The organism is Acinetobacter sp. YH12046, from assembly GCF_013419905.1.
Taxonomy (GTDB): domain Bacteria; phylum Pseudomonadota; class Gammaproteobacteria; order Pseudomonadales; family Moraxellaceae; genus Acinetobacter.
In genome coordinates this window covers 45,314-71,461 of record NZ_VOZF01000004.1, presented here as the reverse complement: position 1 = coordinate 71,461, position 26,148 = coordinate 45,314, and the positions used below count along the sequence as shown (strand labels likewise).

21 protein-coding genes and 1 pseudogene are annotated in these 26,148 nt (G+C 41.2%); 16 read left to right on the top strand and 6 right to left on the bottom strand.

What is annotated here, in order from left to right; all coding sequences use genetic code 11:
- Positions 1-166 precede the first annotated feature (166 nt).
- From FTU03_RS04480 to FTU03_RS16300, 14 genes are all read left to right on the top strand, one after another.
- Positions 167-1,225, top strand: a complete 1,059-nt coding sequence (locus FTU03_RS04480; RefSeq protein ID WP_004787132.1) for a pilus assembly protein PilM — start codon at positions 167-169, stop codon at positions 1,223-1,225.
- Positions 1,225-1,863, top strand: a complete 639-nt coding sequence (locus FTU03_RS04475; RefSeq protein WP_179992180.1) for a PilN domain-containing protein — start codon at positions 1,225-1,227, stop codon at positions 1,861-1,863. Before FTU03_RS04480 ends, FTU03_RS04475 begins: the two co-directional genes overlap by 1 nt.
- Positions 1,860-2,609, top strand: a complete 750-nt coding sequence (locus tag FTU03_RS04470) for a type 4a pilus biogenesis protein PilO (protein WP_179992179.1) — start codon at positions 1,860-1,862, stop codon at positions 2,607-2,609. The genes FTU03_RS04475 and FTU03_RS04470 overlap by 4 nt, the downstream gene beginning before the upstream one ends.
- Positions 2,606-3,133, top strand: a complete 528-nt coding sequence (locus FTU03_RS04465; protein WP_179992178.1) for a pilus assembly protein PilP — start codon at positions 2,606-2,608, stop codon at positions 3,131-3,133. The genes FTU03_RS04470 and FTU03_RS04465 overlap by 4 nt, the downstream gene beginning before the upstream one ends.
- Before the next feature lie 61 nt (positions 3,134-3,194).
- Positions 3,195-5,327 (top strand): type IV pilus secretin PilQ, encoded by a 2,133-nt coding sequence (gene pilQ, locus FTU03_RS04460; RefSeq protein ID WP_373684491.1) that lies wholly within the window; start codon positions 3,195-3,197, stop codon positions 5,325-5,327.
- A gap of 36 nt (positions 5,328-5,363) precedes the next feature.
- Entirely contained in the window at positions 5,364-5,900 is a 537-nt protein-coding gene (gene aroK / locus FTU03_RS04455) for a shikimate kinase AroK (protein WP_005233593.1), read from the top strand.
- Between the two features lie 28 nt (positions 5,901-5,928).
- Positions 5,929-7,008 (top strand): 3-dehydroquinate synthase, encoded by a 1,080-nt coding sequence (aroB, locus tag FTU03_RS04450; protein ID WP_179992176.1) that lies wholly within the window; start codon positions 5,929-5,931, stop codon positions 7,006-7,008.
- 12 nt (positions 7,009-7,020) lie between these two features.
- Positions 7,021-7,872: a hypothetical protein gene (locus FTU03_RS04445; protein WP_179992175.1), complete on the top strand. Its 852-nt coding sequence runs from the start codon at positions 7,021-7,023 to the stop codon at positions 7,870-7,872.
- A gap of 450 nt (positions 7,873-8,322) precedes the next feature.
- Positions 8,323-12,798, top strand: coding sequence for a glutamate synthase large subunit (gltB, locus tag FTU03_RS04440; protein WP_179992229.1), 4,476 nt, complete (start codon positions 8,323-8,325; stop codon positions 12,796-12,798).
- Positions 12,799-12,870: 72 nt separating this feature from the next.
- On the top strand, positions 12,871-14,292 hold the full coding sequence (locus FTU03_RS04435; RefSeq protein WP_179992174.1) for an FAD-dependent oxidoreductase: 1,422 nt from the start codon (positions 12,871-12,873) through the stop codon (positions 14,290-14,292).
- A 270-nt stretch (positions 14,293-14,562) separates the two neighbouring features.
- Positions 14,563-15,156, top strand: a complete 594-nt coding sequence (locus tag FTU03_RS04430) for a LemA family protein (protein ID WP_218945690.1) — start codon at positions 14,563-14,565, stop codon at positions 15,154-15,156.
- A 37-nt stretch (positions 15,157-15,193) separates the two neighbouring features.
- Positions 15,194-16,237, top strand: coding sequence for a TPM domain-containing protein (locus FTU03_RS04425; RefSeq protein WP_179992173.1), 1,044 nt, complete (start codon positions 15,194-15,196; stop codon positions 16,235-16,237).
- Positions 16,231-16,791 carry a TPM domain-containing protein gene (locus FTU03_RS04420; RefSeq protein ID WP_179992172.1) on the top strand — a complete coding sequence of 187 codons (561 nt, stop codon included), beginning with the start codon at positions 16,231-16,233 and terminating at the stop codon, positions 16,789-16,791. Before FTU03_RS04425 ends, FTU03_RS04420 begins: the two co-directional genes overlap by 7 nt.
- A 219-nt stretch (positions 16,792-17,010) precedes the next feature.
- Complete coding sequence (locus FTU03_RS16300) at positions 17,011-17,364, top strand: prepilin-type N-terminal cleavage/methylation domain-containing protein (protein WP_306669516.1); 354 nt, start codon at positions 17,011-17,013, stop codon at positions 17,362-17,364.
- Positions 17,365-17,914: 550 nt separating this feature from the next.
- Here the strand turns inward: FTU03_RS16300 and FTU03_RS04410 are convergent.
- Positions 17,915-18,325, bottom strand: a pseudogene (locus FTU03_RS04410) (transposase family protein); the annotation flags it as partial.
- 37 nt (positions 18,326-18,362) lie between these two features.
- On the bottom strand, positions 18,363-18,767 hold the full coding sequence (locus tag FTU03_RS04405; RefSeq protein WP_004783114.1) for a transposase family protein: 405 nt from the start codon (positions 18,765-18,767) through the stop codon (positions 18,363-18,365).
- 788 nt (positions 18,768-19,555) lie between these two features.
- Here FTU03_RS04405 and FTU03_RS04400 point away from each other — a divergent pair.
- Positions 19,556-21,190: a PglL family O-oligosaccharyltransferase gene (locus FTU03_RS04400; protein WP_179992170.1), complete on the top strand. Its 1,635-nt coding sequence runs from the start codon at positions 19,556-19,558 to the stop codon at positions 21,188-21,190.
- A gap of 50 nt (positions 21,191-21,240) precedes the next feature.
- On the opposite strand, the gene bfr is transcribed toward FTU03_RS04400, so the two are convergent.
- The 3 genes from bfr to FTU03_RS04385 form a co-directional block, all read right to left on the bottom strand.
- On the bottom strand, positions 21,241-21,705 hold the full coding sequence (gene bfr / locus FTU03_RS04395) for a bacterioferritin (protein ID WP_179992169.1): 465 nt from the start codon (positions 21,703-21,705) through the stop codon (positions 21,241-21,243).
- A 226-nt stretch (positions 21,706-21,931) separates the two neighbouring features.
- On the bottom strand, positions 21,932-22,126 hold the full coding sequence (locus tag FTU03_RS04390; RefSeq protein ID WP_004787097.1) for a bacterioferritin-associated ferredoxin: 195 nt from the start codon (positions 22,124-22,126) through the stop codon (positions 21,932-21,934).
- A gap of 218 nt (positions 22,127-22,344) precedes the next feature.
- On the bottom strand, positions 22,345-22,728 hold the full coding sequence (locus FTU03_RS04385) for a RidA family protein (protein WP_004787096.1): 384 nt from the start codon (positions 22,726-22,728) through the stop codon (positions 22,345-22,347).
- Between the two features lie 131 nt (positions 22,729-22,859).
- Here FTU03_RS04385 and FTU03_RS04380 point away from each other — a divergent pair, with 131 nt between their 5' ends.
- Positions 22,860-23,918 carry an RNA-guided endonuclease TnpB family protein gene (locus tag FTU03_RS04380; RefSeq protein ID WP_179992168.1) on the top strand — a complete coding sequence of 353 codons (1,059 nt, stop codon included), beginning with the start codon at positions 22,860-22,862 and terminating at the stop codon, positions 23,916-23,918.
- Positions 23,919-23,991: 73 nt separating this feature from the next.
- On the opposite strand, the gene FTU03_RS04375 is transcribed toward FTU03_RS04380, so the two are convergent.
- Positions 23,992-26,097: a bifunctional (p)ppGpp synthetase/guanosine-3',5'-bis(diphosphate) 3'-pyrophosphohydrolase gene (locus FTU03_RS04375; protein WP_179992167.1), complete on the bottom strand. Its 2,106-nt coding sequence runs from the start codon at positions 26,095-26,097 to the stop codon at positions 23,992-23,994.
- Positions 26,098-26,148: the final 51 nt, after the last annotated feature.

The following is a 26,148-nucleotide window of genomic DNA, read 5'->3' as shown; positions in this document are numbered from 1 at the left end:
AACAAGTAAGTTTTAATAAGAGCTAATGGCAAACTAATTACCGGTCAGTATATCCTTTAGATATACATATTGTTAGATGAGTTATTGTATCTTTATAAAATTATAGGCCGGCACAGATTGGTGAGTTTGTTTTTATTGGGGATAAAAAAATAATAGGAATTGTATTGTGCGCAGGTTATATCGTAAGCCAAATAAGGGGTTAATAGGAGTCGATATTAGTTCGACTTCTGTTAAAGTTTTAGAGCTCTCTGTAAAGAACGGTCGGTACTGGGTAGAAAGTTATGCTTTAGTCCCATTACCAGAAAGTAGTGTCGTTGAAAAAAATATTTTAAATCCAGAAGCGGTGGGTGATGCGTTGGGGCGTGCGATTAATTTGGCCAATACCCAGTCCAGTCAGTCAGCCTTTGCGATTCCAACTTCTATGGTCATCACCAAGATCATCGAAATGGATGCCGATATGTCGGATGATGAACGTGAAGTTCAGATTCGTGAAGATGCCGAACAATATATTCCTTTCCCACTTGATGAAGCCAGTCTGGACTTTGAAGTTCTGCCAGACCGTTTAACCAATCCGAACCGGGTTAATGTCCTGTTGGTAGCGACCCGAATCGAAAATGTTGAAGCGCGTTCTGAAGTACTGCAAATTGCCAATCTCAATCCAAAAATTGCAGATGTCGAAAGTTTTGCATTAGAAAATGCATTCAAGGTGTTTTCGGATACCTTACCGATGGGGGTAAATACTGTCGGGATCCTGGATATTGGTCATAGTATGACGACCTTATCCGTCATGCAAAATAACAAGATCATTTATACCCGTGAGCAGGTTTTTGGTGGCAAACAGCTGACTCAGGAAATCCAGAACCGTTATGGATTGTCTTTTGAGGAAGCAGGGCGTGCTAAAAAAACCCGTGCCTTACCGGATGATTATGACATCGAAGTGCTGGAACCTTTCCTGGATGCAGTCGTGCAGCAGGCAGCGCGTTCATTACAGTTCTTCTTCTCTTCATCTCAGTTTAACGAGATTGACCATATTTTATTGGCAGGGGGGAATGCCAATATTCCAGGTCTGGCAAAACTATTACAGCAAAAACTCGGCTACCGGGTCACGATTGCCAATCCATTCCTGCAAATGGGCTTTTCTCCTCAAATTGATATTAAAAAAATTGAAAATGACGCGTCCTCACTCATGGTTGCATGTGGTTTGGCATTGAGGAGTTTTGATTAATGGCAAAGATTAACTTACTCCCTTGGCGCGATGAGCTAAGAATTAAAAGAAATAATGAATTTGTAGCGATTTGCGCAGGGGCACTTTTTCTAGGATTGGCAGCAGCAGGTTCAACCTGGTTCTATTACGATCAAAAACTTCAGGATCAGGAACAGGCCAACCAGCTGGTGGTCAGTACTAACCAGAATCTGGATGTACAGCTGAAAGCATTGGATGGTTTACAAGACCAGCGTAATGCAATTGTTGAACGTATGAAGCTGATTCAGGGTTTACAGACTCAACGGCCGATCGCAGTTCACCTGATTGATGAAATTGTACGGGTCACACCAGGCAATATGTACATTACAAAATTTCAGCGTACCGGCGATAAATTCACCATTGAAGGTAAGGCAGAAAGTCCGAATACAGTGGCTGAATTGCTACGTAATCTGGAAGCTTCCACCTGGTATCGTAATGCATTTATGAATGCTTTCCTGGTTGCTGAAGAGCCAAAAGATAAAGCGCCATCCTCAGTGATTCCTCGAGTAGAAGAATCTTATGGCAGCTTTACGGTCACGGTTGATCTGGATCAAATCGCTGAGCCAACACTTAAAGAAGGACAAACACCAGCCACAACTACAGCGGAGGCATCATCATGAGTAATGACGGATTCGATGAATTAAGCCAAGACGTAGTGGCTGTTCCTAGAAAAAAAATGACAGTTGAGAAATTCTTTCAACAATTCAATACACTAGATCCAAATAATTATGGTAGCTGGCCATTATCAGTCAAAATTACCTGCTGGATCTTTATTGTTATTCTGGTTTTTATGCTGGGGTATTTCGGGTTTATTCGCGGCAAGATAGAAGCAATTTCACAAGCCAGTGCTCAAGAACAAAACCTGTTAAATGAATTCCGGGAAAAGGAATCCAAGCTGCGTAATTTACAGCAGTACCAGATTCAGTTGCAGGAGATGGAAGCACGTTTTAATCAGCAATTGGAACAATTGCCGAAAGAAACTGAAATTCCAGGTCTGGTGGAAGATATTAACCTGAGTGGAGTGAACTCTGGACTGAAATTTAAGAATATTCGTCTGGAACCTGAAATCAAGCAGGAATTCTTTATTGAGCAGCCGATCGCGATTGAAGCCACTGGGGATTATCATGCCTTTGGTTCTTTTGTGAGCAGTATCGCGGGGCTTTCGCGCATCGTTACACTGCATGACTTCACGATTACGGGAACTGAAAATAAAGAAAAGAAATCTGAAATTCCTGTCATTGATTATGTGGTAAAAGCAAAAACCTATCGGTATGTAGGCAATGCAGATAATCTGACAAATGATAATGGTTCAACTAAAGGATCTAATAAAAAAAATAAAGCAAATAAAAAGGGAGCTAAAAAATGAAGATAGTTAGAATCGCTTCAGTCCTATTAGTTGGCTTTATTTTAGAAGGCTGCGAATCAAGAATTGATGCAGTTAATCAGGAAATGGCAAATATCCGTAATCAACCACCATTACCAATTGAGCCGGCACCAGATTTTATTCCGACAGAAATGTTTAGTTATGCAGCACATCAACTGAAAAGTCCTTTCCTGCCAAGTTCTCTGGCAGCTGAACTGAAAATTATGGCAGGTAAGCGGGTCTATCCAAACTTGTCACGTCAATTACAGCCTTTAGAGAGTTATCCACTAGAGACCTTAAGCATGAAAGGCAGTATGCGGAATCAGGCGGGGCAGATTCTGGCTCTAATTCAAACGCCTGATGGGGAAATTGAACGGATACAACGTGGCAGCTATATGGGACTTAATCATGGTCGTGTAACGAGAATTACGCCGACACAGATTGACTTGATTGAGATTATTCCAGATGGCCGTGAGGGATATGTGGAACGACCACGAAGTCTGGTTTTGATTGGGCCAGCGCCATAAGTTTTAAGGAATAAAAATGAATAAGAGTATTAAAGAATTTATTTTTGGGGATGCTAATACAATGAATCATGTGTTTCGTCAGTTTTCTATGGGGGCTGTCGCGATTGCTGTGATGCAAGCAGCGAGTGCGCAGGTTTCAATGACCAATGTAGTGCCAATGCAAATTCCTGGACAGGGAACTGAAATCCGGGTGATGTTTAATGGCTTGCCACCTCAGCCTCAAGCTTATCAGCTTGAATCTCCATCACGCCTGATTCTGGATTTTAATGAGGCCCAACAAAATCTAAAACAGTCTAGTATTCCAGTCGCAACTGCTGAAGCCAGTTCAGTGGATGTTAGCTCAGATGCACAGCGTTCTCGACTGACGGTGAATCTCGCTAATGCAGGTGCATTTACGACGCGTGTGGAAGGCAATACCTTTATTTTAAAAATTAATTCTGCTACTCCAGTCGCTATTGCTCAGCCTGTACAACAACAGGTCGCTCAGGGGATTACCAATATTGGTTTCCAGCGGGGTGCACAAGGTGAAGGACTGGTGGTAATTGATCTGGCAGGTCAGAACACACCAGTCGATGTACAGCAGCAGGGAACCAAAGTGATTGTGCGGACTCTGGGCTCCAAGATTCCGGCACATTTGACCCGACGTTTGAATGTGAATGATTTTGCCACGCCTGTTTCAACCGTAGATGCAGTCAATCAAAATGGTTCAGGTGTAATTACTATTCAGTCTGCAGAAAGTTATGAATATATGGCTTTCCAGACGGATAATAAGCTGACGATTAGTTTGAAGCGTCCAGAAGTTAAAGGGCCCTTACGTCCTAAATCAGTCGCTTATACAGGTAAAAAGATTTCTCTAGATTTTCAGGATATTGAAGTCCGTCGAGTTCTACAGTTATTAGCCGATTTTACCGATATCAATATGGTTGCTGCAGATAGCGTACAGGGTAATATTACCTTACGCCTTAAGGAAGTGCCTTGGGATCAGGCTTTAGATATTGTATTAAAAACCAAAAATCTAGATAAGCGTCGTAATGGTAATGTCATCTGGATTGCGCCAGTTACAGAGCTGATTAAGGCTGAAGAAGAGGAAGCTAAGGCTTTAAAGCAAAGTACTAAACTAGCTCCAATCCAAACAGAATATATGCAACTTAGTTATGCGAAGGCGGCAGATATTGAAAAACTGATTACACAAAATAAATCAGCCCAGAACTCTTCTAACTCCTCGAATAACTCTTCCAATAATTCTAATGATGAAGATAAAGAAAGTTTATTAAGTTCACGTGGTTCTGTATCTATTGATGCTCGTACTAATACATTAATCGTGAATGATACTCAACCGTTTATTGATAAAATTCGTAATATGGTTGATTTACTTGATGTCCAAGTCAAACAAGTGATGGTCGAAGCTCGTGTTGTTCGTGCATCTACTGAATTTGCCAAAGAAATGGGTGTGAAATGGGGGATTTTATCTCAAGGTATTACTAATAACGATCATCTACTTGTAGGAGGTAGTGATACGACTCTTTGGGATTTAAGAACACCTGAAATTGATAGCGCGACGGGTATTCCAACTTATGAAATTCAACGCCCTAGTAACTTGAATGTTGATTTAGGTGTCGAGAATGCCGCTGGGCGTATTGCCTTTGGTTTAATTAGCCTTTCAGATTTTATGCTGGATCTTGAATTATCAGCACTCCAGGCAGATGGCTATGGTGAAGTGATTTCTACACCAAAAGTCTTGACAGCTGATAAACAAAAAGCAACAGTAGAGTCCGGTTTGGAAGTCCCATACCAGTCGACTGAAGGATCTGGGGCGAATGCAACAGCAACAACTGAATTTAAAGATGTGGTATTGAAGCTTGATGTTACCCCTAGCATTACACCTGATGGTAAAGTTCAAATGGCTTTAGATATCTCCAGTGACAGTATTGCTGGGATAACGCCAATGGGTGAGTATTATCTAAATAAAAACCGTTTAAACACCAATGTACTGGTTGATAATGGCGAAACAGTGGTCTTAGGTGGTATTTTTGAGCAAGAAACCCGAAATGCACAAACTAAGGTGCCTTTCCTGGGTGATCTGCCCTATTTAGGCCGTTTGTTCCGTAAAGATGTAAAAGCGGACAACAAACGTGAGTTACTGATTTTTGTTACACCTCGAATTGTTAATGACAGTGTTTCAAGAAATCATTAATATATTTTGAATTTAACAAAATGAATAGGTGACTCCTTGCCAAGCAAAGAGTTTGAAACCCTGCCAAATATCTATTTGGTAGGGCCGATGGGGGCCGGTAAAACAACAGTAGGACGACATTTAGCAGAACTGTTAGGACGAGAATTTCTGGACAGCGATCATGAAATTGAGCGGAAAACAGGAGCTACAATTCCCTGGATCTTCGAAAAAGAAGGTGAAAAGGGTTTTCGTCATCGTGAAACTGTTGTAATTGATGAGTTAACCTCACGTCCACAGCTGGTGCTTGCGACTGGTGGTGGTGCAATTACTCAGGCTCCTAATCGGGATTATTTAAAGCAGCGAGGCATCGTTGTTTATCTTTACACTCCAGTTGAAATTCAGCTTCAGCGAACCTATCGCGACAAAAACCGTCCCTTGTTACAAGTTGAAAATCCTGAACAGAAACTTAGAGATCTGCTTGCAGTGCGGGATCCGTTGTACCGGGAAGTCGCACATTACATTATTGAGACCAATCAGGGAGCTGCACGAGATCTGGCGCAGCGTATTCTGAATCTCATCCTTCCGAAAAAATAAGTTCAGTTGAAAAAGTGGTCATTCCTTCATGAAAACCTTATATGTCGAACTCGGTGAACGTCGTTACCCTATTTTTATTGGCAGTAACTTGAATCCTCAGGAATTGCTTGAGCCCTATATTCATGGCAAGCAGGTGATGATTGTCAGTAATGATACGGTGGCACCACTCTATCTGGATCGCTATAAGGCTGCATTGGAAAATCTGGGTAAAACTGTGGCGACCTGTATTTTACCGGATGGCGAGAAATACAAAAATATTGAGCATCTAAACCTGATTTTTGATGCATTGCTTGAGGCGGGTTTTAACCGCGATTGTACAGTTCTGGCACTCGGTGGTGGTGTTATTGGAGATATGGCCGGCTTTGCTTCTGCCTGTTTCCAGCGTGGAGTATATTTTATTCAGGTGCCAACGACGTTACTCTCTCAAGTGGATTCCAGTGTGGGGGGTAAAACCGGCATTAATCATCCACTGGGTAAAAACATGATTGGTGCTTTCCAGCAGCCACAAGTGGTGCTGGCAGATATGTCACAGCTGTCAACTTTACCAGATCGTGAACTTTCTGCAGGCTTGGCTGAAGTGATTAAATATGCTTTGCTCGGAGATGAAGAGTTTCTGGTCTGGCTAGAAGCCAATATGGTAGGTCTTATTGCCCGTGATGAGCAATTGCTGGCCGAAGCGGTTTATCGTTCTTGTGCGCATAAAGCCCGTATTGTAGCGAATGATGAAAAAGAGCAGGGTGAGCGTGCTTTACTTAATCTCGGTCATACATTTGGTCATGCGATCGAGTCTTATCTGGGCTACGGTGAATGGCTGCATGGAGAAGCGGTAGCAACCGGTATGGTGATGGCAGCAGATTTATCCCATCGCATGGGTTGGATTTCATTAGAAGACCTTGAGCGTACAAAAAAAATCATTTCTCGTGCGCAATTACCTATTGTTTGTCCTAAAATCCCACTTGACGATTTCCTGGCTTACATGGCTCACGACAAGAAAGTTTTAAATGGGCAGCTTCGTCTTGTATTATTGCAGCAACTTGGAAAAGCGGTCATTACTCGAGACTTTGATGTCGAGTTGATGCAACAGGCGATTTTAGCTCATCAGGCATAGGTTTAAATTTTTATGACAGCATTACGTACCCCTTGGCAAAAGATTCAGCATTATTTCTGGCTGGTCTGTGGCGTATGCTGTCTATTTGCTGCCTTGGTTTTTTGGGCTATTACCGATACAGATGAAGTGGTAGAAGTAGAGAAGAAGCCGGAAACCGAAGTTGAATTACAGATTCAACCAGAAAAAGTGGCCTCGATGACCCATCTTGGTGCACTTTCTGATGAGGTTAAGCCTCTTGCTCTCAATACTCGGATTGTTGTCAATGTTAGTCATGAGCCTGAATTCCGCGGAACCAAATATATTGGTGAAGTAAAGAAACAGCATGCGATTGAGCTATTTCGTGTAGGTAATGAAGCCATTCTAAAAACCTTCCTGAAAAAGCAGCAGGATCGTAAGCCTTTTGTTTATTTAAGGCTTTCGGGTGAGAACCAGCCTGAACAATATGTATTGTTATATGGTCTGTATAAAACCGCAGCAGAAGCTCAACAGGCTTTATCAGTGCTCAATCTGAATCTGCCTAAATCCGTCCAGCCTAAAGTTGTGGCCATGCAACAATATGCCAGTCTAGTCAACAGTATGGGTTCGGAAGAACTGGCAAGTAATCAAAAACTTTATGAAATTCAGTTGAAAAATGTACCTTTACCGAAAGTCGATGAATCCGTACAGATAAGACCGAAAGCTCAACCTTCAGCACCTGTGGTCACCCCTAAAGAAAGCACCACGAGTACCACGATTGTTCGACGTGATCAGGAAGGTAATGTAGTAGATGTACAGAAATCTCAAAGTCATGTCGAAGGAAGTCCGCGCTCATCAAATGGCAATTCTCGACCTCAAGAAAACGAGATTAGTGATCCATTTAACTAGGCCGGTCTAAAATAGCGCACGGACACTTTATCTTTATTATAAATGTGCGCTTTTGGTGCAAAAAATACGCACCATAAATAATCATAATTTTCCTTTTGTAGGCTAAATCTTTGTCATTTGTGTTGTTTTGATTTTTGCTCCTTAAGTTGGCATGAAATTTGCTTTATTGGTGCATGAATTGAATTAATCTCCCTGTTTTGGCGCGAAAATGATTCGATGAATAGGCGTAATTGTCATCTTTGTTGCTTATTTTTATCTTATCCATCAGCAAAATGAATGTTATTTTTCATGCATTCCGTCTGAAAAAGGATTATGTTGAAAAGATACTCAATGATATTTTGCTCTATAAAGCTGCTTAGCTTGCCGAGTAAATCAGACAGTCACGCACAGCAGAATTTAGATTGTTTAATAGCCTATCGGGCTTAGTGAAAAGAAGGGTACGCTATGCACATGCCATCGCCTAATAATGTAGCTCCCGCTCAAGGTTTATACCAACCGGATGAGTTTAAAGATAACTGTGGTTTCGGTTTGATCGCCCATATGCAGGGTGATGCCAGTCATGATCTGGTCAAGACCGCAATTCATAGTCTAAGTTGTATGACCCACCGTGGCGGTATTGCTGCTGATGGCAAGACCGGTGATGGTTGTGGTCTATTGCTGGCAATGCCTAAAGAATTCTTCCGTGAAGAGGCCAAACGCTTAAGTGACATTACCTTAAGTGAGATTTTTGCTGTGGGTACAGTATTCCTGAATCTGGATCCAGCATTAGCCGCACATGCAAAACAAGTCCTGACGAAAGAAATTGAAGAAGAAGGCTGTCGCGTTATCGCATGGCGTGTTGTACCGACGAATAATGATGCGCTCGGTGAGATTGCAATGCAGTCTCTGCCGGCTTTTGAGCAGGTCATCGTGAACTGCCCAATCGGTGTGACTGAAGTTGAATTCAACCGTAAATTGTTCCTTGCGCGTCGTCGTGCTGAACAGCAGTTAACCAGTGATCCATACTTCTATGTGACGACCCTATGCTCAACTGTAATCAGCTATAAAGGTCTGATGATGCCAGCAGCGATTGCTGACTTCTATACTGACCTGGCTGATGAGCGTCTGGCATCACATATCGTGGTCTTCCACCAACGTTTCTCTACCAATACATTGCCACGCTGGCCATTGGCTCAGCCATTCCGTTACCTGGCACACAATGGTGAGATCAATACCATTACGGCTAACCGTAACTGGGCAATGGCGCGTACGCCTAAATTTGAAAACCCGTTACTGCCAGGTCTGACTGAGCTGAGTCCAATCGTAAACCGTACTGGTTCAGATTCATCTAGTCTGGATAATATGCTGGAAATCCTCGTGGGTGGTGGTATGGATCTGTTCCGTGCGCTACGTATGCTGGTTCCACCTGCTTGGCAGAACGTTGAAACGCTTGATGCTGATTTACGTGCATTCTATGAGTTCAACTCTAAACATATGGAAGCATGGGATGGCCCTGCTGGTTTAGTTATCCAAGACGGTCGTCATGCGATCTGTATGCTGGATCGTAACGGCTTGCGTCCGGCACGTTGGGTCATCACTAAAAATGGCTACATCACACTGGCGTCAGAAATCGGTGTATGGGGTTATGAACCTGAAGATGTCATTTCTAAAGGACGTGTGGGTCCTGGCCAAATGCTGGTGATCGATACTTATACCGGTAAAGTATTAGATACTCAGGATGTGAATAATCACCTGAAACGTATGCGTCCGTACCGTGAATGGTTACGTGAAAATGCTGTACGTCTACAAGGTAGCCCTGAGCTGGAAGAATATCTATGTGAGCGAGGCTTGAAAGGTGACAACCTGAAAGCGGCACAGAAAATGTTCATGGTGACTTTCGAGGAACGTGACCAGTTACTGCGTCCAATCGCTGAAAGCGGTCAGGAAGCTGTGGGTTCTATGGGTGATGATACCCCGATGGCGGTTCTGTCACGTCAGGTACGTCATGTATCAGACTATTTCCGTCAGCAGTTCGCTCAGGTAACGAATCCGCCAATCGATCCATTACGTGAATCGATTGTAATGTCACTAGAAACCTGTTTAGGTCGTGAACAAAACGTTTTCGAACAGGGTCCAGAACATGCAGACCGTCTGATTATTTCAAGTCCGGTTCTGTCTAATTCAAAAATGCATCAGATCCGTACGCTAGGTCGTACAGGTTATGAGATTGCGGATATTGATCTGAACTATGCTGAAACTGAAGGTCTGGAAGCTGCGATTGCTCGTATTTGCGAAGAATCAGCGCAAGCGATTCGTGACGGCAAAACTTTATTGGTACTTTCAGACAAGAAAATCCGTGAAGGTTTCTTGCCAGCCAATGCTGTGATGGTCACTGGTGCAGTACATCATCATCTGATCAATACTGGTCTGCGTACTGATGCGAATTTGATTGTTGAAACCGGTTTCGCCCGTGATCCACATCAATTTGCCGTTCTGCTTGGCTTTGGCGCGACAGCAATTTATCCATACCTAGCATATGACGTGATCAATGATCTGGTGGCTAAAGGTGAATTGCTGGGCGATCCAGTATATGCACAAAACAATTTCCGTAAGGGTATTGAAAAAGGCCTGCTGAAAGTCCTGTCTAAGATGGGTATTTCAACCGTGGCTTCTTACCGTGGCGGTCAGCTGTTTGAAGCAGTCGGTTTATCCAATGAAGTTGTGAATAAATGCTTCGTAGGTGTTCCGAGCCGTATCCAGGGTGCAACTTTTGCTGACCTTGAAAATGACCAGAAACAACTGGCAGATTTGGCATGGAAAAACCGTAAGCCAATCGATCAGGGCGGTGTGCTGAAATTTGTATTCGGCAAGGAATACCATGCATTTAACCCGGACGTAATTAATTCACTGCATAAAGCAGTACGTTCTGGTAATTATGCAGATTTTAAAGAATATGCAGAGCTGGTAAACAATCGTCCAATTGCAACCATCCGTGACCTATTCAAACTGAAAACAGACAATTCGATTGCACTGGATCAAGTGGAATCTGTAGAAGAGATTCTGCCTCGCTTTGACTCTGCGGGTATGTCTTTGGGTGCCTTATCTCCTGAAGCACATGAGGCGATTGCGATTGCCATGAACACCATCGGTGGTCGTTCAAACTCGGGTGAGGGCGGTGAGGATCCAGCGCGTTATGGCACCATCCGTAACTCGAAAATTAAACAGATTGCATCCGGTCGTTTTGGGGTAACCCCAGCGTACTTAACTTCAGCAGAAGTGTTGCAGATTAAAGTGGCTCAAGGTGCAAAACCAGGTGAAGGCGGTCAGTTACCAGGTGGTAAAGTGAATGGCTTGATTGCCCGTTTACGTTATTCAGTTCCGGGTGTGACCCTGATTTCACCACCACCACACCATGATATCTATTCAATCGAAGATTTATCTCAGTTGATCTTTGACTTGAAACAGGTCAATCCCCAAGCAATGGTATCGGTGAAACTGGTATCTGAACCGGGTGTAGGTACGATTGCAGCAGGTGTTGCGAAAGCTTATGCCGATTTCATTACCATTTCTGGTTATGATGGTGGTACAGCAGCATCTCCATTGTCTTCGATTCACCATGCGGGTTCTCCATGGGAATTAGGTTTAAGTGAAGCGCATCAAGCACTTCGTGTAAACGACCTGCGTGGCAAAGTCCGTGTACAAGCCGATGGTGGTTTAAAAACCGGTCTGGACGTTGTGAAAGCAGCAATTCTGGGTGCGGAAAGCTTTGGTTTTGGTTCAACGCCAATGATCGCATTGGGCTGTAAATACCTGCGTATCTGTCACTTGAATAACTGTGCGACCGGTGTTGCAACTCAGCAGGATCATCTGCGCCAAGAGCACTACATCGGCGAACCTCAAATGCTGATCAACTTCTTCACTTTCATTGCTGAAGAAACTCGCGAATGGTTGGCGGCACTTGGCGTATCTAGCCTGAAAGACCTGATTGGTCGTACCGACTTGCTGGAAATCCTGCCAGGTGAAACTGACAAACATGCTCACCTTGACCTGAGCAAACTGCTAGAGTCACATCCAGCAGCAGAAGGCAAAGCACAGTACTGTGAAGTACAGGGTAATGAACCATTTGATAAAGGTATTTTGGCTGAGAAAATGGTAGAAGAAATTCTGCCAGCGATCGAAGCAGGTACAGGTGGTGAATACAGCTTTACCGTAGGTAACTGTGACCGTTCGATTGGTGCACGTCTGTCAGGTGAAATTGCCAAACGTTATGGCAACCTGAGTATGGAAGCACATCCGGTTAAAGTAAATCTGACTGGTACAGCGGGTCAGTCACTCGGTGTCTGGAATGCGGGTGGTCTGCATCTGAAACTGGAAGGTGATGCGAACGACTACGTGGGTAAAGGTATGGCAGGTGGCCGTATCTCGATCTTCCCGCCAAAAGGTTCGCCATTCCAGACTCAAAATACTGCAATCATTGGTAATACCTGTCTGTATGGTGCGACTGGTGGTAAATTGTTTGCTGCAGGTACTGCAGGTGAGCGTTTTGCAGTTCGTAACTCCGGTGCCTTCGCCGTGATTGAGGGTGCAGGCGATCACTGCTGTGAATATATGACTGGCGGTATCGTGACCGTCCTAGGTAAAGTAGGCCATAACTTCGGTGCAGGTATGACCGGCGGTTTCGCTTATGTATTGGACCTGGACAATGATTTTGTAGATCATTACAACCATGAGTTGATTGAACTGAACCGTATCTCAACTGAAGCGATGGAAGAACATCAGACCTTCTTGCTTCGCATTTTAGATGAACATATTGCAGAAACAGGTAGTGCTTGGGCGTACAAGATCCGCCATGAGTTTGATTTCTATAGTCGTAAGTTCTGGCTGGTAAAACCAAAAGCAGCTAACTTATTGACCTTGTTGAAAACAACTCAAGCTGATCCACAATAATTCCACTACTGCAGATATAGGCAGACCTAAGGTAATGCGAATAAAGCCTTGGATCTACCCACGGAGAGAGAGATGGCAGAACGCCTAAATAATGACTTTCAATTCCTGGATGTCGCACGCCAAGATCCAGAGAAAAAAGAGATTGACGTCCGCAAAGCAGAATTTGTGGAAATTTATAAACCTTTCACAACAGAAGTGGCTGCAAATCAGTCACATCGTTGTCTAGGTTGTGGTAACCCGTACTGTGAATGGAAATGTCCGGTTCATAACTACATTCCAAACTGGTTGAAGTTACTGGCAGAAGGCCGTATTTTCCAGGCAGCAGAACTGTGTCACCAAACCAATACTTTGCCAGAAGTCTGTGGTCGTGTTTGTCCCCAAGACCGTCTGTGTGAAGGTGCTTGTACCTTAAATGATGGTTTTGGTGCAGTCACCATTGGTAATGCTGAAAAATATATCAATGACACCGCTTTCGCTTTAGGCTGGCGTCCAGACATGTCTCATGTGAAATGGACTGACAAGAAAGTTGCTATCATTGGGGCAGGTCCTGCCGGTCTAGGCTGTGCTGATATTCTGGTACGTAATGGTGTTAAGCCAGTTGTATTTGATAAACGTCCTGAAATTGGTGGTCTGCTGACTTTCGGTATCCCAGAATTCAAGATGGAAAAAGACGTGATGAAACGCCGTCGTGAAATTTTTACCGGCATGGGTGTTGAATTCCGTCTGAATACTGAAATTGGTACCGATGTCACCATCGACCAGTTACTTGCTGACTATGACGCTGTCTTTATGGGTATGGGAACATATACTTATATGAAAGGTGGCTTCGCTGGTGAAGATCTGGATGGCGTATATGATGCACTGGATTTCCTGATTGCTAACGTGAACCGTTGTCAAGGTTGGGAAAAAGACCCATCCGAATACATCAGCGTTGAAGGCAAAAAAGTGATTGTCTTGGGTGGTGGTGATACTGCGATGGACTGTAACCGTACTTCAATCCGTCAAGGTGCTGAGTCAGTGGTTTGTGCTTATCGTCGTGATGAAGCGAACATGCCAGGTTCACGTCGTGAAGTAAAAAATGCGCGTGAAGAAGGTGTGGAATTCCAGTTCAACCGTCAACCTATCGAAATCATGGGTGAAAATGGCAAAGTGACTGGCGTAAAAGTGGTAACGACTCAACTGGGTCAACCAGACAGCCGTGGCCGCCGTAGTCCGGAACCAATTCCAGGTTCAGAAGAAATTCTGCCTGCAGATGCGGTATTGTTGGCATTTGGTTTCCGTACCAGCCCAGCAGACTGGTTCACTGATGTAGAAATCAATCTGGATGGTTCAGGTCGCGTACTTGCAGCTGAACAACAGCAATACAAATTCCAGACTTCAAATCCAAAAATCTTTGCTGGTGGCGACATGGTCCGTGGTTCTGACCTAGTCGTGACTGCGATCTGGGAAGGTCGTCAGGCTGCAGAAGGTATTCTCGATTATCTTGATATTTAATCTAATTTAATCCTCTATTTAAAAAACCCGCTACGGCGGGTTTTTTATTTTTTTTCATTTTACTAATTTATTCAGCTTAGTTCTAAGTAGTTATAATAAATATGGATTTAAACTTATCAATATATCCAATATTAATTCGTAGCTCTGAAGCAGAACAGAAGGAATAAAAACGATAAAAGTAAAAAATTATAAAAATTAACAAAAACTAGGAAAAATATGTTTAAAATCAAATTAATTAAATAAATATCAATAAAGAATTGAGGATAAAAGATGATCCCTGTATTAAAAAAATCTTTCATTGCTCTGATGTTAGCCAGTACCCTGACGCTTACAGGTTGTGGCTATAACACCTTACAAGTTAAGGATGAGGCTGTAACTGCAGCATGGTCCGAAGTACAAAACCAGTACCAGCGTCGTGCTGACTTGGTGCCGAATTTGGTGAATATTGTCAAAGGCTATGCGGCGCATGAAGAGCAGGTATTGACTGAAGTGACTCAGGCACGCGCTAATGTTGCAGGTTTGAAAGTCGATCGTGAAGTGCTGGAAGATCCTGAACTGTTCCAGCGTTATCAGGAAGCTCAGGCACAAATGACTAGTGCTTTATCGCGTTTATTGGCCGTAACCGAGAATTATCCTGATTTGAAAGCTAATGAGCAGTTCCGTGATCTGCAGGTACAACTTGAGGGTACTGAAAACCGTATTGCGGTAGCGCGTAACCGTTATATTACGACTGTACAAGATTTTAACTCTTATGCACGTCAGTTCCCGCAGGTGATGACGGCCAAAGTTATTGGGATGGATACCAAACCAAACTTTAGTGCAGAGCAGAGTGCGCAACAGGCACCTAAGGTTTCATTTGAATAAGCCTGATCTTGGGTAATCTGCTAATAAGGTGGCTGCAATGATGCATATAAGCGCTGTAAAACTTTGTACAGGTATATTTCTCAGCCTCATTATGAGCCTGATGAATCCTGCCTGGAGTGAAACAGCAACAGCAACTGATACAGAAGAAGTGATTGTTGCACGTGAAATTTTGCAGCCTAAAACGAATACTACGGATCAAAATGTAGAATCTGCAGATACAGCACCGCAGCGCCAAATTGCCAATGATATGGCAGAAGGTCAGGTTCAGCGCGACTTGCCCACCATGAATGAGCCGGTGATTGATCAGGCAAATTTATTAACGGCAGCAGAAAAACAACAACTTAGTCAACGAATCATCAATCTTTATCAGGCAGGTAAGGCTCAGATCGGAGTAGTGATTGTCCCTACTACTGGACAGGAAGATATTTTTGACTATTCCATGCGTGTGGCAGATCGTTGGCAACTGGGATCAAAAGAACACGATAATGGTCTGTTAATGACCATTGCAGTAAATGATCATCGTATCCAGATTTTAACTGGATATGGGTTAGAAGGTGTTCTGCCAGATATTGTGGCTGGACGAATTATTAATAACAAAATTACACCTTTGTTTAAGCAGGGTCAGTATGCGCAAGGGATAGATGCCGGTCTGGCAGAAATCGAGCGTATTCTAAATCTAGATCCTGAGATTGCAGCTCAAGCAGCGGCTGAGCTTAAAGAACGTCAGGAACAGGCTTATAAAGCACAGCAAGCATCTCAAGCGACTTTTGGTTCGGTTATTTTTATTATCGTCGCTGGTGTCATTGGTTCCATGATCTTTGGCAGGAAGCTGAGTGCGGCCACTGCCGCAGTAGCAGGTACCGCAGCTGGATTAGTCAATGGAATGGGATTGGTCGCTAGCCTATTAATTGGTGCTGGAGTTTTCTTTTTGCTCGTTACCTCACTTGCCCAGCTGATCCTGCACGCCTTTATGGCAGGTGGAGGTCGTGGTGGCGGTAGTGGGCGTGGTGGTTTTGGAGGCGGCGGCTTCGGTGGAGGCGGCGGTGGTTTTGGTGGGGGAGGAGCATCAGGCTCATGGTAACAACTACAGATACGACAGATATAGTCACGCAGCCAAAGCTGGAAGAACATACACAGCCGAGTTTTAAGCGCTGGCTCAAGCATTTCTTTTATATGCCGGCAACCAAACGTTTTTTCTCCAAGCAGGATCAGCATGCGATTGCAGTGGCGGTGGAAGAAGCTGAACATGGACATGTGGGGGAGATTCAGGTGGTGATCGAAGGCTGTCTGCCTTCACGATCTGCCTATTATCAAGATACGCTTCGTCGTGCCCGACAACTCTTTGCTGAACTTGGTGTTTGGGATACAGAGCATAATAGTGGCGTGCTTTTATATTTAAACCTCTGTGATCATAAAGTGGAAATTGTAATTGATCGGGGAATTAAACAGGCGACTACACAAGATGTATGGAATCAGATTTGTGAAAATATTATTCAGCAGTTGAAGCAACAGAAGTATAAGAATGGGGTGATTTTAGGTGTTAAGCAGATTGGAGAAATTTTGAACTATTATTATGATCAAAAAATAGATGATTTAAAGAATGAATTAGGGAATAAACCGATAATTCTAGGGTAATTTTAGTCAAATAACTGACAATTTTTGTCAGTTATTTGCATAAAATGAAAAATAATAATTACAAAAAGAAAAATATTTTTTTAAAGTACTGTTTTTTCTCTCAATTTTATTATAATAAAACTTGGCACACTTAGTGCTAAATATAAAATTAAGCTAAATGAGCTTTTCTTTAGGCTTATAAATAAACAAAAAACATTTGTGGAGAATGTTATGAAAACTATGCAAAAGGGTTTTACCCTTATTGAATTAATGATCGTTGTTGCGATTATCGGTATTTTGGCTGCTATCGCGATTCCTGCATATTCAAACTATACGAAAAAATCTCGTGATGGTTCATGTCTGTCAGAAGCTAAAGGTTATGCAAACCAGTTGTATGTCTATTGGTCTGATCCAAACCGTGAAGGTGATGAGCCGACTTCTAACTCAGAAAACTGTGAAGAATTTACGGATAAGCCAGATGCAGATACCATTGATAGTGCAATTATGAAGACATCCGCAAAAGATGGTACAGATCGTGAAATCCAGTGCGATTTCTCGAAAGGTGCATCTTGTACTTTAGCTAGTGGTGATTAAAGTTAAGTGATCTGATTATAAAAAAGTCGTCTTAAAGACGGCTTTTTTATAAGAGAAGCTTTTTAAAAAATTTATAATTATAGGTAAATTTTTATCCTATAAAATATTTTCTAATTTAATACAATTTAATATTTTTTGGATCACAAATTCTTGTTAATTGCGTATTTATATTTTCTTAAAATATTTATTTTAAAAAGAAAAAATTTAGATTGTGAATTTTTTTAAAATAAAATTAATTGATTTTTTTATTATTTTAATTTTATACTAAAAGATAGTAAATTTTTTTTAATCAAAAAATAATTCTCTATTTTATGCAGCATAGAATGCTTTATTTACTAGTAATTTTGTTAAGATGTATTTTAAATTTTTAGATAGAGAGTTATTTATTTAATATAATTATTAATTCATAAACTAATTTTTATTAATAAATATTGATTGTTGTTTTGTCTATTTATTTTAATTTTTAGAGTTTTAATTACCTTGTTTTATTATGTCTTTGTCGCGAATTGGTTTTAATAACGTACTGAATATTGATGATAGTAGACTTCCTTCATAAATCATTTTTCAACCAATTTAATTGTTTATCTTTCACCCAATCTAAATTGTATATGCCAGCAAGTAAATTAAACCGCAGGTTTAATCGTTTACGACGATTTCTATATACACAAGATAAAATCTTAAAACATTTCATCCTTCCAAATACATGCTCTACTTGAATTCGTCTACGACCAATCTCTTTATTTAACTTTTTTAATTCAGAATCTAGTTGTTCAGTTTTCTTTGCTTTAGATGGCATGAGGCATCCAAAACCCAATTTCTTTATCCCTAAATACCCCTTATCAACGATAAAAAAGGGCTTAAATTTTAATTTCCTCATGCTTTTTTTGAATATTTTAAAATCATGCATGCTTCCATGACTTCCACATACACTCAGTATTTCACCTGTTGTATAGTGCATAGATAGCTGAAATTTAAAGGTATGTCGCTTTTTTTTACCGCTATACCATTTCTTCTGTTTTTTTTGGACGTTGAACTAATATTTCAGTTGCATCAATCACAACAACTTCCCAATCCACTTCATCTCGATTAGGAAGTTGTTTTGGCAAGTTAAATTTTCCAGAACGGATTAAGGTATCTTCAATAACACGTGTGATACGAATTGCACTCGTTTCAGATACACCGTAACTCATACCAAGATGAAAAAATGTTCGATATTCTCTCCAATATTCTATACATAAGAGCAAACGATCTTCCAACGGTAATTTATGCGGTCGTCCTTTACCAATATGACAAGGTAAATGCTTATTTAGCTCGGCCAACATGAGGTTAAATGTAGCCCAACTAACACCGGTAAGCCTACGAAATTTAACGTCTGATAATTTTTGAATATCTTTGAATTTCATCCAAGAATTATCCCTTGAATTAAATAATTTTGCTGATTAATTTAAGATCAAATAAATTGTACGTTTTTTGATTTATGACGGAAGTCTAGTATTAAAGTTGAATAATGTATATTATATGTTATCCTTCATTTATATATAAAATTTTACTATACCAAGCAGGTAATTTTACTTGGATAGACTTAGAAAAAGATCAATGGTATTATTATTTGTGGTTAATTTTAATTATTAAAACATGGTTGATCTATTTGTTTTTATATACTCATTTTTGATTTAAGTTCTCAAATTTAACATGGTGTAGTTTGGTCAATAAGATTATATTATTATTTTGTACTTCCTGCTGATTTATTTAAAAATTATTATTGATGGGTAAATAAGTTGTCATTTTTATATAATTATAGTTTTGAGTTTTGTTTTTTAATGATGTAAATTAATATTTTTATTATTTTAAATATAAAATATAAAATATAAAATATAAGAAAAATTATTCAATTTTTATAAATGAGATCAGTATTTTTTTTGGATTAACAAGCATGTTTTTTTAAAATTAAAAAGATAGTTGCATATTATTTAAAAGTGTAGAAAAGTATTTTAAAATAATTTAGCTGATGTATACCTAAGAGTAATTATTTATTTTAGAAAATATCTAATTTTATTCCTTAAAAAGGATAAGGATAAAGTTATAGTTTTATCTTTATAATTAAGGGTATTCTTTGAACTTAAAAAAGCAGATTACCAATTGTTGTGCTTTTTGATTATTATGTGCCAAATTCTTTTTTCTTGAAACTCTCATGAAATTCACGCTCGCTCTCATCGCAGCAATTCTTATTTCGCTCGCTTGGCTGATGCCTGTGCATTACCGCCCATGGGTCACCTATACCGGCGAACTTTACTCCTTTTTTACTTTATTAGCTCTCGCAGCAATCGTCCTAAAAGAAAAAATTAAATTGCCTGTGATCAGCTTGCCTTTATTATTACTTGCTTGTATCCCTGTAGTTCAATTTCTGGCAGAACAGGTATTTTTCTTTAGTGTTGCTATGATAGGGGCTCTCTATGTGTTGAGCTTCTGGCTGGCTAGTGTATTAGGATATAACTTTTCAACAGGGCAGTTTAGCCGGGAAGAAACTTTTACCAATCTCAGTTATGTATTCCTTGCTTCTGGAACGATTACTGGTTTAATCGCATTGTGTCAGTGGTCTAATCTGGATTCGGTATTACCGGGGATGGTGAATATTAGTGGGACAACACGACCATATGCTAACTTTGCACAGCCGAATAATATGGCGACTTTCTTAGTCATGGCCTTGATAAGCTGCCTTTATCTGTATGAAAAGAAAAAAATCCAGACCAAATGGCTATTTTCATGTGCGGCAATAATTGTCATGGGTGTGGCTTTAAGCCAGTCACGTACTGCATGGGTGGCTGCGATCGCGATCATGTTGTATCTGGCGTTCTACCAATATAAAGGCATTATTCGTCTGAAATGGTATTACAGCACAGCATGGTTCATCTTTTTTGTTTCCTGCATTGTCGCTTTTCCATTGCTAAGTCAATTGGCGACCCAACTTATGGATGCCCAGGTAGTACAGAGCCGTGATGTTGTCTCCCGTGCTACAGGCGATATGTCACGACTCGCCATCTGGCAGCAAATGCTGGCCGCGATTCAGGCAGAGCCATGGTGGGGCTATGGCTGGTATCAGACCAGTGTAGCGTTTGTCTCGATTAGCGATACCGTGCAAGGCCCGGTCTGGGTTCGTAGTGCACATAATTTTATTATTGATTTCTTACTATGGAATGGGCTGATTGTTGGTCTGCCTTTTTTAGCCTATTTCGGCTATTTAGGTTATCAGCTACAAAGATGGGTGAAAACTCCTGAGTCGGTCATTGGTATTTTGATGATTGGAGCTTTTCTTACTCATGCCATGTTTGAGTTTCCGCAGCACTATGCCTATTTCCTGCTGCCAGTCGGTTTTATTCTGGGTACAGTTTTGGCGCAAAATCTAAAAATTAAAATAATAGTTATGCCATCAATCGGCATGAAATTCATTTTTGTTGTTGGGTTACTTTTATTAATTTTGATTTATCGCGATTATGATGTTGCTGTGCCAAAACTTGGACAAAGTATTCGCTATGAAATGCAGCCTGAAAACATCACCAATCAAAAGCCGATCTATCTGCTGACCGAGTTTAATCACCGCATTGACTGGATTCGAGTCAATCCTTATCGCAAAATGAGCGAAGATGAAATTCATCAATATGAAAAGTTGGTGGTGAGCTATCCAACCAAATACAACTTTTTAAAATATATTCGTTTATTGGCGTATAACGGTTATATAAATGAAGCACAGCATCAACTGCAGCGTTTAAATACGATTCAGAAAACTGAACTGAGCTATGCAGAGGTGACTCGGGACATGCCGCACTAATAAGTACAAAAAAGCCAGCATCTGCTGGCTTTTTGATTTTAAATCGAAGCTTAGAGCTGACTTTGAATATAGTTTTCGATACCCACACTTTCAATCAGGTCGATTTGCGTCGTGGTCCAGTCTAGATATTCTTCTTCTTTTTCCAGAATTTCCTGAACGAGATCACGAGTGACATAATCCATTTGAGTCTCAGCTAAAGCAACGGCCTGTTGAATAGTTTCAATATTCTCTTTGACTTTGCGCACATCACATTGCAGTACTTCTTGTGTGTGCTGACCAATATACAGTTTACCTAGGTGCTGCAGATTCGGTAGACCTTCTAGGAATAGAATACGTTCAATAATTTTATCGGCATGCTTCATCTGAACAATGGATTCTTTATATTCTGCCGAGCCCAGTTTCTCAATGCCCCAGTCATTAAACATGCGTGAATGCAGGAAATACTGGTTAATCGCTGTAAGGTGGTGATACAACACCTGGTTCAGCTGATTAATTACATCACGATTGCCTTTCATCGTATCACTCCATATAGCCTGTTAACCCATTCATCGCTATGGGTTTTTGATTAACTTATCTTAAATCAATCGAGCGAGCAATGGCGAGTAATTTATTGAACTGCAAATGAAAATCGCAATCAAAAAGCTTCAGGTGAAATATAAAGCAATAAAAACCCGCCAGAGTCAGAGGCGGGGGAGGAGTAATGATACGAGACCATTGATTTTATAATTATCGTTATCCGCTTTAGGCAGCAACCGCTAGCCGTGCAGCAATCTGGGAAATTTCATCACTGATGATCATACGGGCTTCAGGAGCACAACGACCACAACACGTCCCTAGATCAAGCATTTCGCGTACATCACGGTAACTTTCGGCGCCATTTGCAATAGCATCTTTAATGTCTTGATCTGTAATGCCACGGCATAGACAAACGTACATAGGATACAACCACAGTGAATAAATAAGATAAGAGATATTATTGATAATTGTTATCGTTTGTCAATAAAGATCATTTGAAATAGCTTTTATTGTGATTGGTGATTTAGATAAAAAAATATCACTCAAGCAAAAATCCGATTATTGCTCGGGTTTTTGCTTGAGTGATTCATGATTGCAAACGAAATATAGAAGCTTAGGTGTTACATAAATTTTAAAAATTATTGCTGAATGATGACTACGCCATCCATCTCGACCAGAGCATCTTTCGGTAGGCTGGCAACACCGAGTGCTGCACGTGCTGGATAAGGCTGGGCAAAATATTCACCCATAATCTGATTCACCAGCTGGAAGTGCGATAAATCAGTCAGATAAATATTCAGTTTGGCGATGTCTGCCAGAGAGCCACCGGCCGCTTCGCAGACGGCTTTTAAATTATCGAATACACGGCGAATCTGTGCTTCAATGCCTTCAACCAGTTCCATGCTGTATGGATCTAAACCTATTTGACCAGATAGATACAGGGTATCGCCCACAAGAATGGCTTGCGAATAGGTGCCAATGGCAGCAGGGGCATTTTCAGTATGGATTACTTGGCGGAACATTAATTTCTCCTTTTATCAAATGGAGCGTAAAACTCTGTCCTTCAGGGCAGAGATATAAGCGATACGACATAAAATGTCGTTGAATTTTTTAAAATCAACACCTTTAATTTAACATGATCTAAAATAAGCTCATGAAAACACTTAAATTACGCATAAAAGACAAACATTGCAAGGTGCTAGACCAATTAGCATCTGAGGTGAACTTTGTTTGGAATTATGTGAATGATTTGAGTTTCAAACACCTGAAAAGAACAGGTGACTTTTTCTCAGCATTTGATATGACTCAATACACAAAAGGAACTTCAAAATTGTGTGGTTTGCATAGTCAAACAGTGCAAGGGATAACAGAAGAATATGTTGATAAAAGAAGACAACACAAGAAAGCAAAGCTGAAATGGCGTGTGAGTAACAGGAAGTCAGCAAGACGTTCGCTTGGTTGGATACCATTTAAAAAAGTAGCGATTAAATATGCTGATGGATATGTGCAATACGGCAAGCAGAAATTTAAGCTATGGGATAGCTACGGCATAAGTAAATACAGCGTGAGAACAGACTCATTCATTGAGGATAGTCGTGGGCGCTGGTATGTGTGTCTTGTTGTGGACTCACCTAAACAAGACAAACCAACGGCAACTAAAGCGATTGGTATTGATCTTGGTCTAAAAGACGTTGCCACCTGCTCAGATGGTACTGTAATTTCAAATCCTAAGTTTTACCGTAATTACGAGCAGAAATTAGGGATTGCTCAAAGAGCAAGAAATAAAAAACGTGTACGTGCATTACACGCTAAAATTGCCAATTGTCGTAAAGACCATTTGCATAAAGCAAGCACTCTGCTTGTGAAAGAAAATGCACTGATTGTTGTAGGTGACTTAAGTGCGAGCAAACTTGTAAAAACCAAGATGGCGAAATCTGTTTTGGACACAGGATTTTCAGCACTGAAAACAATGCTCAAGTATAAATGCGAGAACGCAGGGGTATTGTTTGAGGAAGTCAGTGAGAAATTCACAACCCAAATCTGTTCGTGCTGCGGTGAAATCACCTCTAGCAGTCCCAAAGGTAGAACAGATTTGCGAATAAGAGTATGGGAATGTGAGTGTGGAAGTATAAATCATCGTGATTTAAATTCCGCTAAGAACATACTTGCGCTTGGGCATGAGCGTCTAGCAGTAGGAATCCGCTTGCTTTAGCTGGAGGATGTCAACATCAACATACATCATATTAGATCAATTCAACTGACAAAAGCATTATCGTTTTAAATGATTAACTGGCTTTAGAGGTTTCAGCAATATTGAGCGGTTGTTCTAAGCGGGTAATACGTGGAAAACCAAAATGCATGCGTAAATCACGAATAATCTTGGCAATCTGTTTACGGTTATGCACCACAATATTTACATAAGTTTTGCCATCATAATTACGCACCATCTCTACACCTGTATGGCCTTTACGACATTGATAAATCAGATCGGAAATCTGTTCATCGTCCATGGCCTGATCAATACAGAGATAGGCAGTAAAGCTGACATCATCCAGATCTTCAGTCGTCCATTGTAGAGGCATAATATTTTCAGGATGCATATGTTGTTCCTGCAATAAATTATGGCAACGGGCACGATGTACAATTAGGCCACGACGAGTCAGATGACCTTGAATTGGATCACCAAGTACCGGGTTGCAGCAATGTGCGTATTTAACATCTACACCTTCTGTACCCTGAATAAGACGACCTGAACTATTCGCATTTTGATGCTGGTCATGTGCGAATAAATGGTTGGCGACCAGTTGTGGTAATAAGTCACCTACAGCAATCTGTTCAAATAGTTGCTCTTTAGTGGGAACATGACGCCATTCCAGTACATTTTTCCAGTCAGCGTCGGTCAGATCGAGAATAGAACACTGGAAAAGTTTTAAGGCACGGTTGAGGGCCTGTTGACCCACAAGGCGCTGTTCATCAATGTCTTGATCGCGCAGGATATTCTGAATCGCGCGACGGGCTTTTTGGGTGTTAATAAAACTGAGCCAGTCCGGGTTTGGGGTTGCAAGAACATCAGTGATAACTTCAACGACCTGACCACTCAATAATGGCGTAGAAAGCGGTTTGGTTTCACCATTAATTTTAGCGCCAATAGCGTGGTTACCCAGGAACAGGCTGGCAGCATAGGCAAAATCAACTGCAGTCGCACCTTGCGGTAATTCATGCAGATGACCGTGAGGGGTATAAACCCAAATTTTTTCCTGATGCAAATAATCCAGTAATTCGCTGAACGTAGTTTTGGCGCATTCACCATCAACCAGTACGTTCAGATTTTGCATGGATGCTTGAATGGCAGAGCGACAGGCTTGAGGGGCATTTTCACCAAGTACGACGCCAAAGCGTGCAGCTTTACGCATCAGTTCAGTTTGAATAGTTAGCGATAAAGTAGTCTTTTCGCCTTTTAAGCGCATGGTTAAAGACTGGTTGCCGCCTGGAAGGGGGCGACGAATATTGTCCTGATAATTTTGAACTGTAAAACTCTCAGTCAGAATATCTGCGAGACGGTCACAGTCGGCAATGCTCTGTAAGATAATTTCAAATGCGTGGCTATGTGTAAGTTCCTGCAGATCAATATCATTTTTTACAAAATGGCGTAATAGTTCGATATTATTATTTTTCTTTTTAACCCGGCCTTCAATGGCATATTGCTGTAGTAGTTCGTTAAGTTTCTGTTCCCATTTGGCCTGATATTCACAACGTTTAGGCTTGGTTTCTAAAAGGGCAGCCTGGACATCATTGTACATATCCAGATCCAGATTCTGATAACAAAGATGTTCCAGATTATCAGCCATTTCATTCATGCCGACCAAGCGTGCCATCGGAACAAAAATTTCAAAGGTTTCACGCGCAATACGGGCACGTTTATCCGGGCGTAGCGCTTCCAGCGTAGTCATGTTGTGATAGCGATCTGCCAGTTTCACAATAATGACACGTGGATCCTGTAAAGTTGCTTGCAGGATTTTACGGAAAGAGGCCGCTTTATTATATTCTTTATCGCTGGAGTGGCTGAGTTTGGTGACCCCATCAACCAGCTCTGCAACCGTGCTGCCAAATTTTTCAGTAATGTCATCTTTATTGAAGTCGGTATCTTCAATGACATCATGCAGCAGCGCTGCCATTAAGGTTTCAGTATCCAGACGCATATGGGCCAGAATACAGCTCACCGCGATAGGGTGCAGAATATAAGGTTCACCACTTTTACGGGTAATGCCATCATGGGCAATATCGGCATAATCACAGGCCGCAAGCACACGTTCGACATCGCTTTCACTTAAGTACGCGTCGATGATGATTTTTAACTGTTGCTTAGCTTCACTGACCTGTGGGCCTGGCATAAAACACCTTTAAAACTGGATTTTTTAACAAATAAAACAGAGAAAGCTCGT

Coding starts and splice junctions, on each gene's coding strand:
- FTU03_RS04435 (WP_179992174.1), top strand. CDS start 12,871: ATGGCAGAACGCCTAAATAATGACTTTCAATTCCTGGATGTCGCACGC.
- FTU03_RS04380 (WP_179992168.1), top strand. CDS start 22,860: ATGAAAACACTTAAATTACGCATAAAAGACAAACATTGCAAGGTGCTA.
- pilQ (WP_373684491.1), top strand. CDS start 3,195: ATGAATCATGTGTTTCGTCAGTTTTCTATGGGGGCTGTCGCGATTGCT.
- FTU03_RS04465 (WP_179992178.1), top strand. CDS start 2,606: ATGAAGATAGTTAGAATCGCTTCAGTCCTATTAGTTGGCTTTATTTTA.
- FTU03_RS04375 (WP_179992167.1), bottom strand. CDS start 26,097: ATGCCAGGCCCACAGGTCAGTGAAGCTAAGCAACAGTTAAAAATCATC.
- FTU03_RS04390 (WP_004787097.1), bottom strand. CDS start 22,126: ATGTACGTTTGTCTATGCCGTGGCATTACAGATCAAGACATTAAAGAT.
- FTU03_RS04470 (WP_179992179.1), top strand. CDS start 1,860: ATGAGTAATGACGGATTCGATGAATTAAGCCAAGACGTAGTGGCTGTT.
- FTU03_RS04475 (WP_179992180.1), top strand. CDS start 1,225: ATGGCAAAGATTAACTTACTCCCTTGGCGCGATGAGCTAAGAATTAAA.
- FTU03_RS04400 (WP_179992170.1), top strand. CDS start 19,556: ATGAAATTCACGCTCGCTCTCATCGCAGCAATTCTTATTTCGCTCGCT.
- FTU03_RS04420 (WP_179992172.1), top strand. CDS start 16,231: ATGGTAACAACTACAGATACGACAGATATAGTCACGCAGCCAAAGCTG.
- gltB (WP_179992229.1), top strand. CDS start 8,323: ATGCCATCGCCTAATAATGTAGCTCCCGCTCAAGGTTTATACCAACCG.
- bfr (WP_179992169.1), bottom strand. CDS start 21,705: ATGAAAGGCAATCGTGATGTAATTAATCAGCTGAACCAGGTGTTGTAT.
- FTU03_RS04405 (WP_004783114.1), bottom strand. CDS start 18,767: ATGAAATTCAAAGATATTCAAAAATTATCAGACGTTAAATTTCGTAGG.
- FTU03_RS16300 (WP_306669516.1), top strand. CDS start 17,011: ATGCAAAAGGGTTTTACCCTTATTGAATTAATGATCGTTGTTGCGATT.
- FTU03_RS04425 (WP_179992173.1), top strand. CDS start 15,194: ATGATGCATATAAGCGCTGTAAAACTTTGTACAGGTATATTTCTCAGC.
- FTU03_RS04445 (WP_179992175.1), top strand. CDS start 7,021: ATGACAGCATTACGTACCCCTTGGCAAAAGATTCAGCATTATTTCTGG.
- FTU03_RS04430 (WP_218945690.1), top strand. CDS start 14,563: ATGATCCCTGTATTAAAAAAATCTTTCATTGCTCTGATGTTAGCCAGT.
- FTU03_RS04385 (WP_004787096.1), bottom strand. CDS start 22,728: ATGTTCCGCCAAGTAATCCATACTGAAAATGCCCCTGCTGCCATTGGC.
- aroB (WP_179992176.1), top strand. CDS start 5,929: ATGAAAACCTTATATGTCGAACTCGGTGAACGTCGTTACCCTATTTTT.